15 protein-coding genes are annotated in these 13,148 nt (G+C 69.3%); 11 read left to right on the top strand and 4 right to left on the bottom strand.

Going from position 1 to position 13,148, the window contains the following annotated elements; translation table 11 throughout:
* Positions 1-39 precede the first annotated feature (39 nt).
* The 5 genes from G6N16_RS19770 to G6N16_RS19750 all read left to right on the top strand — a co-directional run bounded on the left by G6N16_RS19770 (position 40) and on the right by G6N16_RS19750 (position 5,488).
* Entirely contained in the window at positions 40-1,491 is a 1,452-nt protein-coding gene (locus G6N16_RS19770) for a HAMP domain-containing sensor histidine kinase (protein ID WP_083029435.1), read from the top strand.
* 76 nt (positions 1,492-1,567) lie between these two features.
* On the top strand, positions 1,568-2,914 hold the full coding sequence (locus G6N16_RS19765; protein WP_083029434.1) for a S1C family serine protease: 1,347 nt from the start codon (positions 1,568-1,570) through the stop codon (positions 2,912-2,914).
* 50 nt (positions 2,915-2,964) lie between these two features.
* The gene (locus G6N16_RS19760) at positions 2,965-3,459 is read left to right on the top strand and encodes a MogA/MoaB family molybdenum cofactor biosynthesis protein (RefSeq protein ID WP_083029407.1); all 495 of its coding nucleotides are present in this window, start codon (positions 2,965-2,967) and stop codon (positions 3,457-3,459) included.
* A 672-nt stretch (positions 3,460-4,131) separates the two neighbouring features.
* Positions 4,132-4,785: a porin MspA gene (locus tag G6N16_RS19755; protein ID WP_083029406.1), complete on the top strand. Its 654-nt coding sequence runs from the start codon at positions 4,132-4,134 to the stop codon at positions 4,783-4,785.
* A gap of 49 nt (positions 4,786-4,834) precedes the next feature.
* Positions 4,835-5,488 (top strand): porin MspA, encoded by a 654-nt coding sequence (locus G6N16_RS19750; protein ID WP_163787932.1) that lies wholly within the window; start codon positions 4,835-4,837, stop codon positions 5,486-5,488.
* A gap of 69 nt (positions 5,489-5,557) precedes the next feature.
* Here G6N16_RS19750 and mscL read toward each other — a convergent pair whose 3' ends face one another.
* Both mscL and G6N16_RS19740 read right to left on the bottom strand, forming a co-directional pair.
* Complete coding sequence (gene mscL / locus G6N16_RS19745) at positions 5,558-6,040, bottom strand: large-conductance mechanosensitive channel protein MscL (RefSeq protein WP_083029405.1); 483 nt, start codon at positions 6,038-6,040, stop codon at positions 5,558-5,560.
* A gap of 144 nt (positions 6,041-6,184) precedes the next feature.
* Entirely contained in the window at positions 6,185-6,862 is a 678-nt protein-coding gene (locus tag G6N16_RS19740) for an SAF domain-containing protein (RefSeq protein ID WP_083029404.1), read from the bottom strand.
* A gap of 156 nt (positions 6,863-7,018) precedes the next feature.
* On the opposite strand from G6N16_RS19740, the gene G6N16_RS19735 reads away from it, so the two are divergent.
* Positions 7,019-7,387, top strand: coding sequence for a hypothetical protein (locus G6N16_RS19735; RefSeq protein WP_083029403.1), 369 nt, complete (start codon positions 7,019-7,021; stop codon positions 7,385-7,387).
* Positions 7,388-7,456: 69 nt separating this feature from the next.
* On the opposite strand, the gene G6N16_RS19730 is transcribed toward G6N16_RS19735, so the two are convergent.
* Entirely contained in the window at positions 7,457-7,783 is a 327-nt protein-coding gene (locus G6N16_RS19730) for an FmdB family zinc ribbon protein (RefSeq protein ID WP_083029402.1), read from the bottom strand.
* Positions 7,784-7,955: 172 nt separating this feature from the next.
* Here G6N16_RS19730 and G6N16_RS19725 point away from each other — a divergent pair, with 172 nt between their 5' ends.
* Entirely contained in the window at positions 7,956-8,297 is a 342-nt protein-coding gene (locus tag G6N16_RS19725; protein WP_083029401.1) for a hypothetical protein, read from the top strand.
* A 71-nt stretch (positions 8,298-8,368) separates the two neighbouring features.
* Here the strand turns inward: G6N16_RS19725 and G6N16_RS19720 are convergent, their stop codons facing one another.
* Positions 8,369-8,965, bottom strand: a complete 597-nt coding sequence (locus tag G6N16_RS19720) for a 5-formyltetrahydrofolate cyclo-ligase (protein ID WP_083029433.1) — start codon at positions 8,963-8,965, stop codon at positions 8,369-8,371.
* A gap of 101 nt (positions 8,966-9,066) precedes the next feature.
* On the opposite strand from G6N16_RS19720, the gene G6N16_RS19715 reads away from it, so the two are divergent.
* The 4 genes from G6N16_RS19715 (at position 9,067) to sepX (ending at position 13,145) form a co-directional block, all read left to right on the top strand.
* Complete coding sequence (locus G6N16_RS19715) at positions 9,067-9,969, top strand: UTP--glucose-1-phosphate uridylyltransferase (RefSeq protein WP_083029432.1); 903 nt, start codon at positions 9,067-9,069, stop codon at positions 9,967-9,969.
* Positions 9,970-10,052: 83 nt separating this feature from the next.
* On the top strand, positions 10,053-11,303 hold the full coding sequence (gene glp, locus G6N16_RS19710; protein WP_083029400.1) for a molybdotransferase-like divisome protein Glp: 1,251 nt from the start codon (positions 10,053-10,055) through the stop codon (positions 11,301-11,303).
* Positions 11,300-11,959 carry a GNAT family N-acetyltransferase gene (locus G6N16_RS19705; RefSeq protein WP_083029399.1) on the top strand — a complete coding sequence of 220 codons (660 nt, stop codon included), beginning with the start codon at positions 11,300-11,302 and terminating at the stop codon, positions 11,957-11,959. Before glp ends, G6N16_RS19705 begins: the two co-directional genes overlap by 4 nt.
* A gap of 151 nt (positions 11,960-12,110) precedes the next feature.
* On the top strand, positions 12,111-13,145 hold the full coding sequence (sepX, locus tag G6N16_RS19700; protein WP_083029398.1) for a divisome protein SepX/GlpR: 1,035 nt from the start codon (positions 12,111-12,113) through the stop codon (positions 13,143-13,145).
* The last annotated feature ends 3 nt before the right edge of the window (positions 13,146-13,148 follow it).

Below are 13,148 nucleotides of genomic sequence, written 5' to 3'. Positions count from 1 at the left end.
AGGCCGTCGACCGCGTCATTGTCGCTGCGGTCGCGGGTCATGCTGCTGGCCATGTCGATGGTGGCGATGGTCGTCGTCCTCATCAGCTTCGCCGTCTACGCGGTGGTCTCCGCGGCGCTCTACGACGACATCGACACCCAGCTGCAGAGCCGCGCCCAGCTGCTGATCGCCAGCGGGTCACTGGCTGCCGACCCGGGCAAGGCCATCGAGGGCACCGCCTACTCCGACGTCAACGCCATGCTGATCAACCCGGGCCGGTCCATCTACACCGCCAATCAGGAGGGCCAGACCCTGCCGATCGGCGCCCCGGAGAAATCGGTGATCAGCGGCGAGCTGTTCATGTCCCGGCGCACCGCCGGTCAGCAGCGGGTGCTCGCGGTGCACTTGAGCAATGGCAGCAGCCTGCTGCTGTCGAAGAGCCTGGCACCCACGCAGGCGGTGATGAACCGGCTGCGCGGGGTGCTGCTGGCGGTCGGCGGCATCGGGGTGGTGATCGCCGCCATTGCCGGCGGCGCGGTGACCCGCACCGGCCTGCGGCCGGTGGGTCGGCTCACCGAGGCCGCCGAGCGGGTGGCCCGCACCGACGACCTGCGGCCCATCCCGGTGTTCGGCAGTGACGAGCTGGCCCGGCTGACCGAGGCGTTCAACATGATGCTGCGGGCGCTGGCCGAATCACGGGAACGACAAGCTCGGCTGGTCAGCGACGCCGGGCACGAACTGCGCACCCCGCTGACCTCGCTGCGCACCAACGTGGAGTTGCTGATCGCGGCCCAGCAACCGGGCGCGCCGCCGATCCCGGAGCAGGAGATGGCCGGCCTGCGCGCAGATGTGGTGGGCCAGATCGAGGAACTGTCCACCCTGGTCGGCGACCTGGTCGACCTGACCCGCGACGACGCCGGAGCCGTCGTGCACGACGTCGTCGACCTCAACGAGGTCATCGATCGGTGCCTGGAGCGTGTCCGGCGCCGGCGCAGCGACGTCGAGTTCGTCGTCTCGGTCGTCCCGTGGCACGTGTTCGGCGACGCCGCCGGGTTGTCGCGGGCCGTGCTCAACCTGCTCGACAACGCCGCGAAGTGGAGCCCGCCCGGCGGCCCGGTGGAGGTGGTGCTGCGGCGCACCGACACCTCGATGGCCGAGTTGGTGGTCGCCGACCACGGTCCGGGTATTCCGGAGCAGGAGCGCAGGCTGGTCTTCGAACGGTTCTACCGTTCGGATGCTGCGCGCGCGATGCCCGGCTCGGGGCTGGGTCTGGCGATCGTGCAGCAGGTGGTGCTCAAACACGGCGGCGCGTTGTGGATCGAGGACACGGTGCCCGGCGGCACTCCGCCGGGAGCGGCGTTTCACCTGGTCCTGCCGGGCACGCCGGGGCCGGAGATGCCCGGCTCGGTGGACCGGTCCGGGGATAATGAGCAACGCTGGAAGTTCGCGCGGAAGTCATCGACAGAACCGAGTGTTATCTCAGTGGACTCTCAGTCCACCGCGGCATATTGAGGCCAACTAAGTTCATGTCAGAGGCGGCCGGTTGGATTCCGGCCGCCTCCCACGTAAAGGACCGGTACAGATGTCCATGACCAACGATCCGCGGTACACCGGGCAGCAGCCCGCCGCGCCCCGCCCGGGCTCTGCCCAGCCCTATGCCGGTGCGCCGCATACCGGTGCCTATCCCCGGCCGGGTTACGACTGGCGCTACGCCACCCAGGAGCCCGGCTACGACCCGAACCGCGCCGCACGCCCGGGCGTGCAGCTGCCGCCCGCACCGCCGGTCCGCCCGGGTACCCAGCGCCAGGGCGGTGGCCGACGGGGACGCACCGGCGCGCTGGTCGTCGGCGCCGTCGCACTCTCGATGCTCTCCGCCGGTATCGGCGGCACCGTCGCGCGGATCTCGGCGCCGTCGGGCGGCATGGCCGAATCCACCACCGTCGCCAACACGATCGGTGCGGCGGCTCCCACCCAGCCGGCCGCCAACGCGCCGGTGGGGTCCACCGAGCAGGTCGCGGCGAAGGTGGTGCCCAGCGTGGTGAAGCTGGAGACCGATCTTGGCCGGGCGAACGAGGAGGGTTCGGGGATCATCCTGACCTCCGACGGGCTGATTCTGACCAACAACCACGTCGTCTCCATCCCCGGCAACATCGACACCGACGGCGCCAAGCCGACCACCACGGTGACCTTCTCCGACGGCCGTACCGCGCCGTTCACCGTCGTCGGCGCCGATCCGGCCAGCGACATCGCCGTGATCCGCGCTCAGGGGGTGTCGGGCCTGACGCCGATCGCGGTCGGCCGGTCGGCCGATCTGCGGGTCGGCCAGAATGTGGTGGCCGTCGGCTCCCCGCTCGGTCTGGAGGGCACCGTCACCACCGGTATCGTCAGCTCGCTGAACCGTCCGGTGTCGACCGCCGGCGACAGCGGAAACCAGAGCACTGTGCTCGACGCCATCCAGACCGACGCGGCGATCAACCCCGGCAACTCCGGTGGCGCGCTGGTGAATATGAACGGGGAGCTGGTCGGGGTGAACTCGGCCATCGCGACGCTGGGATCCGGCGGGCAGGACGGCGGCCAGAGCGGGTCGATCGGCCTGGGCTTCGCGATCCCGGTGGATCAGGCCAAGCGGATCGCCGACGAACTCATCGCGACCGGCAGCGCCTCGCACGCCTCGCTTGGGGTTCAGGTCAGCAATGACCGCAGCGTCAGCGGCGCCAAGGTCGTCGAGGTGGTGCACGGCAGCGCCGCCGACAAGGCCGGGCTGCCGTCGGGCGTGGTGATCACCAAGCTCGACGATCGTCCGATCGCTACGTCGAACGCGCTGGTCGCTGCGGTGCGTTCGCGCGCACCCGGTGACGAGGTCACGCTGACCTACGTCAATGCGCAGGGTAAGCCGCAGACCGTGAAGGTCACCCTGGACAAGGCCGACAAGTGAGGGTGGGCCTCGTCGCGCCGTTGTCGGGGCCCGGATATACCGTTGCACGCATGGAACAGCCCGCAGCTTCGGTCGGTAGGGCGTTGGTGGTCGTCGTCGACGACCGTTCGGCGCATGGGGAAGAGGATCACAGCGGCCCCTTGGTGGCCGAATTGCTGCTCGAAGCCGGGCTTCTGGTCGACGCGGTGATCGTGGTCGCCGCCGACGAGGTGGAGATCCGCAACGCGCTCAACACCGCGGTGATCGGCGGCGTGGACCTGGTGGTCTCGGTCGGTGGTACCGGTGTCACCCCGCGTGACGTCACCCCGGAGGCGACCCGGGACGTGCTGGACCGCGAACTGCTGGGTATCTCCGAGGCGCTGCGCGCTTCCGGGCTGTCGGCGGGCGTGGCCGACGCCGGCCTGTCCCGGGGCCTGGCGGGCGTCTCGGGCAGCACCCTGGTGGTGAACCTGGCGGGTTCGCGGCCGGCCGTGCGTGACGGGATGGCTACTCTGACGCCGCTCGCGGCGCAGGTCATCGGGCAGCTCTCCAGCCTGGAGCTCTAAGTTTTCGCAGGTGACGACGGCGGTGCGGTTCGGGTTTGCTCCCGTCCGCGCCGCCGCCGTCGCTGTGGGTTAGCTGAGAGGGTGCTTTCCGGCGCCGAAAATCTACCCCTATATAGTGTGATGTTCGTCACATATCTGGAGGAAATGTGAGTGAACTCGCTGGTCGGGACCGGAATGCAGTTAACAAGATTTTCGGGTCCGAACTCCCCGAGAAGTCTGCGGACGAGCGTGATCCGGACGCGTCTCGGGAGGAAAGCGACCGGGATCGCTGGATTCAGGAGAACCGCCCGCCGCACCACGGCGGCCACTGAGCACGAAAGATCGCTGATAACCAGTGTTTTTCGCTGACAGGTGACTGGTATCGGACCGGCTAGTCCCCCACGGGTAAACGCCGGATGGCGTCCAGGTGAACCGGCGCGGGATCGGTTCCCGAGTTAGGTTCAGCAAACTTTGCTGGGGCGCGTGGAATCCCGGTCCTCGACCACGTCTGCGTTGCCGCTTGTGTGGGCCGCCGTTATGTTCCACATGTCAATGGCGATGAAGTAACGACAACCCTGCCGGTGGGTTTTCCCACCGGTGGTTTTTGTTAACACGTTGGTGCGACAATCCGTCGCACGGGCGGGGTCGCCGGGCATGACTGATCGGTTGGCCCGGGTGCGCGAGAGGACCTAGATGAGGACACTGCACCGGCTACTGGTGGTGCTGCTCTGCGCCACCGTGGGCCTGCTGACCGGTATGCCGACCGCCTCGGCCGGTATGGACAATTCCAATACTCTCGTCGACGGTCATGATCGGACGTTGGTGATCGAGCAGTGGGACACGTTTCTCAACGGGGTGTTTCCGCTGGACCGCAACCGGTTGACCCGCGAGTGGTTCCATTCGGGTCGGGCGAAGTACAACGTGAGTGGTCCGGGTGCCGATGATTTCGAGGGTGTGCTGGAGCTCGGGTATCAGGTGGGCTTCCCGTGGTCGCTGGGTGTGGGTATCAACTTCAGCTACACCACCCCCAATATCGCGCTGGACGGCTACTCCTTCGGTGGATTGACTGGCGCTGTAGACGGCGCGGGCATCATCGGTGGTGTGACCAGCCCGCCGCTGCTGCCGGGTGTGTCGATCTCGGCGGATCTGGGCAACGGCCCGGGTATCCAGGAGGTGGCGACCTTCTCGGTGGATATCAAGGGTTCGCACGGTGCGGTGGCGGTGTCGAATGCGCACGGGACGGTGACCGGTGCGGCCGGTGGTGTGCTGTTGCGACCGTTCGCCCGGTTGATCGCCAACACCGGTGACTCGGTCACCACCTACGGCGAACCCTGGAACATGAACTGAGCCCGGTCGTTCCCGCTGGCGTGACTTGAATCTGACAGAAGGACACTGGATGAAGGCGCTCGGGCGACTGGTGATGACGGCGATACTGGCCGTTGCCGCGCTGTTCATCGGCTCGGGGACCGCTTCGGCCGGTATGGACAATTCCAATACTCTCGTCGACGGTCATGATCGGACGTTGGTGATCGAGCAGTGGGACACGTTTCTCAACGGGGTGTTTCCGCTGGACCGCAACCGGTTGACCCGCGAGTGGTTCCATTCGGGTCGGGCGAAGTACAACGTGAGTGGTCCGGGTGCCGATGATTTCGAGGGTGTGCTGGAGCTCGGGTATCAGGTGGGCTTCCCGTGGTCGCTGGGTGTGGGTATCAACTTCAGCTACACCACCCCCAATATCGCGCTGGACGGCTATTCGTTCGGCGGCCTAGGGCTGGCTGCTGACGGCGCGGGCGTCATCGGTGGTGTGACCAGCCCGCCGCTGCTGCCGGGTGTGTCGATCTCGGCGGATCTGGGCAACGGCCCGGGTATCCAGGAGGTGGCGACCTTCTCGGTGGATATCAAGGGTTCGCACGGTGCGGTGGCGGTGTCGAATGCGCACGGGACGGTGACCGGTGCGGCCGGTGGTGTGCTGTTGCGACCGTTCGCCCGGTTGATCGCCAACACCGGTGACTCGGTCACCACCTACGGCGAACCCTGGAACATGAACTGAGCTCTCGGCCGTAACGGCAAAAAAAGATGTGGCCCCTCGGGGCCACATCTTCTTTGCTGACTGGCTCGCCTACTGACCGTGCCGGGGGCCTTGCGGCGGCCCCGCGGGGCGGGGCCCACCCGGACCACCGGGGCCCGGCGGCGGCGCCATCGGCCGGGCGGGTCGGGCGCCGGCCTGCAGCAGATCCCGGATTTCGGTCAGCAGGGTCAGTTCTGTCGACTCGTCCTCGACTGCCGGATCGTCCTTCTTCAGCTTCTTGAACGGGACCACGATCAGGAAGTACACGACCAGGGCCACCAGGATGAAGTTGATGCCCGCCGACAGCACGGTATTGAGGTCGATGAAGACCTTATGGTCGGGTCCGGAGTCCAGCGGGATCTTCAGCCACCCGTAGCTGGTGTCTCCCCCGACGCCGATACGGCTGATCAGCGGCTCGATGACGCTCGTGGTGAATGCCGTCACCATGGCGGTGAACGCGGTGCCGATGACGACCGCCACGGCCAGGTCGATCACGTTGCCTCTGGAGATGAACTCCTTGAAGCCCTTCAACATGCGGAGTTGCCTTTCGTCGGCGGGCGAATAGTTCAGCCAGACGCTAGTCTCCGGCGGGGCCCGGCGCGGGGTTCTGGGCAGCGAGTCGCCGAATCGTCATCGCATGTGCTGTCGAATCGTTGCCCGGCGTCGGTATTCGCCCCGTCAGTGCAGCGTTACCGTCAGCGCATCGGTCAGCGAGGTCGCCGCGACCCGCTGCGCGGCCGGTGCAGGCAGGGCGACCAGCAGGATCCGGCCGTCGGCGCCCATCGCGCGGGCCCCGGCCGGCGGAACCAGCACCACCACCGCGTCGGTGGCGATTACCCGGGGCGCCCCGGGTGCGGTGTCGGCGGCTCCGGCCAGTACGTCGACGACGTCGCCGGCGCGGATCAGGTCGGCCACCGCGGCGTCGGCCAGCCGGATCGGCACCATCCGGGCGCCCGGCCCCGCGCCGGCCGCGGCCAGCCGGGATCCGACCAGCCGGACGTCGGTGAGGATCTCGCCGCGGCGGATCGCGGTACCCGGCGTGGCGCCGAGCACCCGGTCGGGCTCGGTCAAGACGCCGGCGGGCACCGAATCCGCGCGCCGCGCCTCCACCCGGATGTCGTCCTGCGTCACCGCGACACCGGGGGATAGGTCTCTGACGGCGACTAGAGCCGGGACCGTCTCGCCGGCCGGATCCGGTCGCAGCGCCGCGGTCGCCGACAACAGGACCAGAGCCCCGGCGGCCAGCCGTCGGGTGCGGGCCAGGTGCACCCAGTCCGGCTGCAGACGGTGCCGCAGCCGGTCCCACGCCGTCGGGTTGAGATCCGGCTCACCGGCACCCGCGCGAACCCCGATCATCACCGAACTTTACGAGGTCAGGGCAGGTTTTGTGATGCAGCTGACACTGGGGCTGTGGATAACCTGAAAGGATCCGCAAAGGTCGCTTCGGGCGTGATGCCGGAGGTGGCGGGCACACCTAACCTTGATCGCGGGGGTAGCGCGATAGGAGCTCCGATGATCACCACACTCACCCGCCTCAGTGCCGGGAAGACACTGCTGCTTGCGATCGGCGCCGCATCGATCGGCTCCGTCATCGTGCTGTCACCGATCGTCGCCGCGTCCGCGCACGCATCGGGTGGCACCTATATCGACAACCAGTCCAACAACGAGGGCAAGGGCCAGGGCGGTGCGCCCTCCGGCGCGCCGGTGGCCAAGGCCGCCAATTCCGGTACCGAATCGGATTCGGGCGACAAGATCGACGCCCGGTCCACCCAGGGCATCGTGCGCGGCTCGATCATGTCGCATCCGGGCGATCTCGCTCTGCCGCACGCGGAGGGCAAGACGGGCGTGGGGTCGATCTGCGCCGAGGCCAAGTGCCCGTAAACGTCCTCAGATAGCAGAACAGCCCGCCGTCACCGGCGGGCTGTTCTGCTATCTGAGGAAAAGCGGCGGTCAGCTGGCGGCGCCGGCCGGCGCCGGGCTGGAACTGCTGGAGGCCGCGGTGCTGGAGCTCGACGTGCCGGAATCGGACTTGGACGACGATTCACCCGAGCCGCCCTCGGACTTCGCGGCGGTGGTCGAGCCGGCGATCTTCTTGCCGGCGTCGCGGCTGTCGTTGCGGTAGAAGCCGCTGCCCTTGAAGACCACACCGACCGAGCCGAACAGCTTGCGCAGCCGGCCGTTGCACTTGGTGCACTCGGTCAGCGCGTCGTCGCTGAAGGCCTGCACCGCGTCGAAACGATCGCCGCATTCGGTGCATGCGTAGCTGTAGGTGGGCACGGGAACCTCCGGGAGAGAAACTGGATATCTGGCACTCTAGCGCCTCAAGTGCTAGAACCGCTATGTGGCGTTTCTCATTCCCACGCCGCGGCGCCTGTGCTGGTAATCTTCGGGGAATCACCGGTCGACTCTGTCGGCCGATGCCCGTCAACTTCGACAGAAGAAGGCCATCATGAGTGCACGCCGCATCGCAGGCAAGGCCGCTGTCTGGGGAATCGCCGGTATCGCCGCCGCCGGCATGGCCCTGGCCGCCTCGGGCATCGCCTCGGCGGACGTCACCGAGGAGGCGCCCAGCCCCCAGGTGAGCAGTCGGCAGGCCTCGGTTTCCTCCTATCAGGGCACTCGTAACAACGCCCCGAACGTCGCTCGCGGCCAGGCCGACACCCGGCTCGCCGGCGCGGGCATCGTGCAGGCGCAGGGCACCGTCCGCGACACCCCGAAGGCCGTCGTCGCCCGCCCGGCCGCCCCGTTCCAGGGCCCGTGGCCGATCGGCGCCCCGATGGGCGACTTCTGATCCACTGAGCTTCAAGGACAGCCCCGACCACCGGTCGGGGCTGTTTTTTCTGCGCGGGCCCGCTCTGCGGGTCAGCGACAGGGTCGGACGCCGCCGGCGGGCGTGGCTATGTGCGTCATGGTCACGTCGTGCGCCCCGGTGGGAACGTCGTCGAGCACTTCATCGTCGCGGACCACCGCGATGAGCAGCGCCGACGGGTCGGCCAGCGGCAGGGACCGGTCGTAGAACCCGGCACCGCGGCCCAGCCGGGCGCCGTCGCTCTGTACGGCCAGCGCGGGTACGACGATGACCCGCGACTCCGCGATCACCGACGGGTCCAGCGACGGACCGGCCGGTTCCAACAGTCCGTAGCGTGCGCCGGTCAGTTCCCCAGCGCGGTAGACGCCCCAGCGCAGCGCCCGGGGCTGCCCGTCGGGATCGGTGTCGGTGACCGGAAGCAGCACCCGCCGGCCCTGATCGACGAGCGCGTCGAGCAGGCGCACCGACCCCGGCTCCGAACCCACCGGCAGATAGCCGCACACGGTGTCGCCGGGCGTCGTCGACTCCAGGATCACCGGGATCAGCGCGGCGGCCAGCGCATCGGCCTCCGCCGCGCGCACCCCCGACTCCACCCGGCGGCGCCGGGCGAGCAACCGTCGGCGCAACAGCTGCTTCGCGTCGTCGGGAATCGGTTGGTCGGCCACCGCTTCATGATGCCCGTCCGGCGACGGCGCAGTTCGTGTGGATGCTGGCCATGGGCAGCGGTGGCACTACGCTGGGACGGGTGAATATGCCGCAGGTGTCGATCCCGCGCACGGCGATTGTGCCGGCCGCCGGGCTGGGCACCCGTTTTCTACCGGTCACCAAGACGGTGCCCAAGGAACTGCTGCCGGTGGTCGACACCCCCGGTATCGAGCTGGTGGCCGCCGAAGCCGCCGAGGCCGGTGCCGAGCGCCTGGTGATCGTCACCTCCGAAGGCAAGGACGGCGTCGTCGCCCACTTCGTCGAGGACCTGGTGCTGGAAGGCACCCTGGAGGCCCGCGGCAAACACCTGATCCTGGAGAAGGTCCGCCGCGCGCCGGCGCTGATCAAGGTCGAATCCGTGGTCCAGGCCGAACCGCTCGGGCTCGGTCACGCCGTGCTGTGCGTGGAACCGGTGCTGCTGCCCGACGAGGACGCCGTCGCAGTGCTGCTGCCCGACGACCTGGTGCTGCCCACCGGCGTGCTGGAGACCATGTCCAAGGTGCGGGCCCGCCGTGGCGGGTCGGTGCTGTGCGCCATCGAGGTCACCCCCGAGGAGATCAGCGCCTACGGCGTGTTCGACGTCGAACCGGTGCCCGATGCGGTCAACCCGGACGTGATGCGGGTCAAGGGCATGGTGGAAAAGCCCGGCGCCGGGGATGCGCCGTCGCTGTACGCCGCGGCCGGGCGCTACATCTTGGACCGGGCCATTTTCGACGCGCTGCGCCGGGTTTCCCACGGTGCGGGCGGGGAGATCCAGCTGACCGACGCCGTCGAACTGCTCATCGAGGAGGGCCACCCGGTGCACGTCGTGGTGCATCGCGGCGCCCGACACGACCTGGGAAATCCCGGCGGCTACCTCAAGGCTGCGGTTGACTTTGCCCTGGAGCGTGACGACTACGGCCCGGAACTGCGGCGTTGGCTGGTTGAGCGGCTGGGCCGCACCGAGTAACAGACACCGGCGGGCCCCGGCGCGGGCGAGTCCCCGGTGCGGCGGGCAGCATGCCGCCAGAGATGTGGAAGGAAAGGCCCTCAGTGCGTTCGGTGCAGGAGCAGCAGGCGCGGGTCCAGGCTGCCGCGGTGGCGCCCCGGCCGATCCGGGTGGCGATCGCCGAGGCGCAGGGCCTCATGTGCGCCGAAGAGGTGATCACCGAGCGGCCGCTGCCGGGCTTCGACCAGGCGGCCATCGACGGGTACGCGGTGCGCAGCGTCGACGTGCTGGCCGCCGGCGAGGACGCCGAAGATGCTGCCGGTGCGATCAGCCTGCCGGTGGTCAGCACCATCCTGGCGGGGGAACGCACCCCGAGCCGGTTGCAGCCCCGCCAGGCCGCCCGGGTGCAGACCGGCGCGCCGATGCCCACCCTGGCCGACGCTGTGCTGCCGCTGCGCTGGACCGACGGCGGCCAGTCCCGGGTCCGGGTGCTGCGCGGTGTGCGATCGGGTGCCTACGTGCGCCGCACCGGCGACGATGTGCAGCCCGGTGACGTCGCGGTGCGGTCCGGCACCATCATCGGCGCGGCGCAGGTCGGGCTGCTGGCGGCTGTCGGGCGCGATCGCGTGCTGGTGCATCCTCGGCCCCGGCTGACGGTGCTCTCGGTCGGCGGCGAGCTCGTCGACGTCAACCGGACGCCGGGCAACGGCCAGGTCTACGACGTCAATTCGTATGCCCTGGCCGCCGCGGCGCGGGATGCCGGTGCCGAGGTCAACCGGGTCGGCATCGTCGATTCGGATCCGGAGAAGCTGCGCGAGGTGGTCGAGGGGCAGCTCTCCCGCGCCGAGATCGTGGTAATCGCCGGCGCGGTCGGCGGCGCAGCCGCCGAGGCGGTGCGCGCGGTGCTCTCGGAGCTCGGTGAGATGGAGGTCGCCCGGATCGCCATGCATCCGGGCTCGGTGCAGGGCTTCGGCCAGCTCGGCCGCGACGGCGTGCCGACCTTCCTGCTGCCGGCCAACCCGGTCAGCGCGCTGGTCGTCTTCGAGGTGATGGTCCGGCCGCTGATCCGGATGTCGCTGGGCAAGCGGTCGCCGATGCGGCGCATCGTGCCGGCCCGCGCGCTGGCGCCGATCACCTCGATGCCGGGCCGCACCGGGTACCTGCGCGGCCAGCTGATGCGGGATTCCGACACCGGCGAGTATCTGGTGCAGGCCCTCGGTGGGGCGCCCGGGTCGTCGTCGCACTTGCTCGCGACGCTGGCCGAGGCGAATTGTCTGGTGGTGGTGCCGGCCGAGACCGAGGAGATCCGGACCGGCGAGCTCGTCGACGTCGCGTTCCTGGCGCAGCGCGGGTGAATCGCTGGCGGGCCCGTCCGGGGTCACTGCACCCGGGCTGGCCGCTGCCGGTCGGGCCGCTGCGGGTGCCGGCCGGTCTCATCCGATTGCGTCCGCCGCGGCTGCGCGACGGCGTCGAGTGGAGCCGGATCCGCATCGACGACCAGCCCGCACTCGAGCCGTGGGAGCCCAGCGTCGACATCGGCTGGCAGGAGCGGCATTCCCGCGGCGCCTGGCCGTCGTTGCTGCGCGGAATGCGCTCGGAGGCCCGGTTGGGCCGGATGCTGCCCTACGTGATCGAGCTCGACGGAGCGCTGTGCGGTCAGCTGACCATCGGAAACGTGACCCAGGGGGCGTTGCGATCTGCCTGGATCGGGTACTGGGTGCACAGCATGGTCACCGGCGGCGGGGTGGCCACCGGCGCGCTGGCGCTCGGCCTGGACCACTGCTTCGGACCGGTCGGGCTGCATCGGGTGGAGGCGACCGTGCGCGCGGAGAACGTGGCGAGCCGGCGGGTGCTGGCCAAGGCGGGGTTCCGGGAGGAGGGCGTGCTGGTGCGCTACCTGCACGTCGACGGGGCCTGGCGCGACCACCTGCTGGTGGCACTCACCGTCGAGGAGATCGAGGGTTCGGTGACCGCGGCGCTGGTGCGGGCCGGCCGCGCTTCCTGGGGCTGAGCCACCCACGAGGCCCCTGTTACTGCTGTGACACGTGGTTCGTATGGTGCTTGTAATTGCCGAATTACAGGTATGTAATTGTGCACGGCGCGTCGTCGCCCACCCGGGCAGGTCGCCGACCTAGCCTGGGAGCCGAAAGGAGCAGGCCACCATGCCAAGCATCCCCCAGTCATTGCTCTGGATCTCGCTCGTGGTGCTCTGGCTGTTCGTGCTGGTGCCCATGCTCATCAACAAGCGTGAGCACGTGCGCCGCACCAGTGACATCGCGCTGGCCACCCGCGTCCTCAACGTCAAGGCCTCCCGCCTGCTGCGCCGCCGCCGACCGGCCGCGGGCCATCGCAGCGATCCGCACTGGCAGCCCGAACCCGAGGCCGACGACTACGACGAGTTCGATGACGAGGCCACCGGCCCGGTCGTCGTCACCTCCCGGGTGCGTTCGGTCGCCGTCGTCGGCGCCGCGGTGACCGTCGAGGAACTCGACTACCTCGACGTCGACATCGTCGACGAGGACTCCGGGGCGCTGCCCGTCGGCTCCCTGGCCGACGACGCCACCGACTCGATGCCGCGCATCGATCTGACCGAACCGGCCGCCGAGTCCGAGATGCCGGTCGCGGAAGAGATCGCCGAGGAAGCCGTCGAGGAGCCGGTCGCCGAGGCCGAGGACACCGACGAGGCCGACGACGAGTACGAGTACATGGAGGACTCCGGCGGACTGGAGCCCGAGGCAGCCGAACCGCGCTACCAGCAACCCGTTGGGCCGCACAGCCACTACGCCACCAAGACAGCCGCGATTGTCAGTGCCCGCAAGTACCGTTTCCGCAGTCGGGTGCTGATGACCATGTGCGCGCTGCTGGCGATCTTCGCCGCCGCGGGCCTGCTGCTGGCGTCGGGCTTCTGGTGGGCCACCGCGGCGATGGCCGCGGTCACCCTGCTCTACCTGGCCTACCTACGCCGTCAGACCCGGATCGAGGAGCGGTTGCGCCGTCGCCGGATGGCCCGGATGGCGCGATCGCGGCTCGGCGTGGAGAACACCCGCGACCGGGAGATGGATGTGGTGCCCACCCGGCTGCGCCAGCCCGGCGCCGTCGTCCTAGAGATCGATGAGGAAGACCCGATCTTCGAGGATCTCGAGGAGATCGCCTTCGCCCGCACCTTCTACGACCTCCCGCAGGCAGCGGGTCAGTAGCCG

The sequence above is a fragment of the Mycolicibacterium insubricum genome (genome assembly GCF_010731615.1).
Taxonomy (GTDB): Bacteria; Actinomycetota; Actinomycetes; order Mycobacteriales; family Mycobacteriaceae; genus Mycobacterium; species Mycobacterium insubricum.
This window is presented reverse-complemented; position numbering and strand designations above follow the sequence as displayed.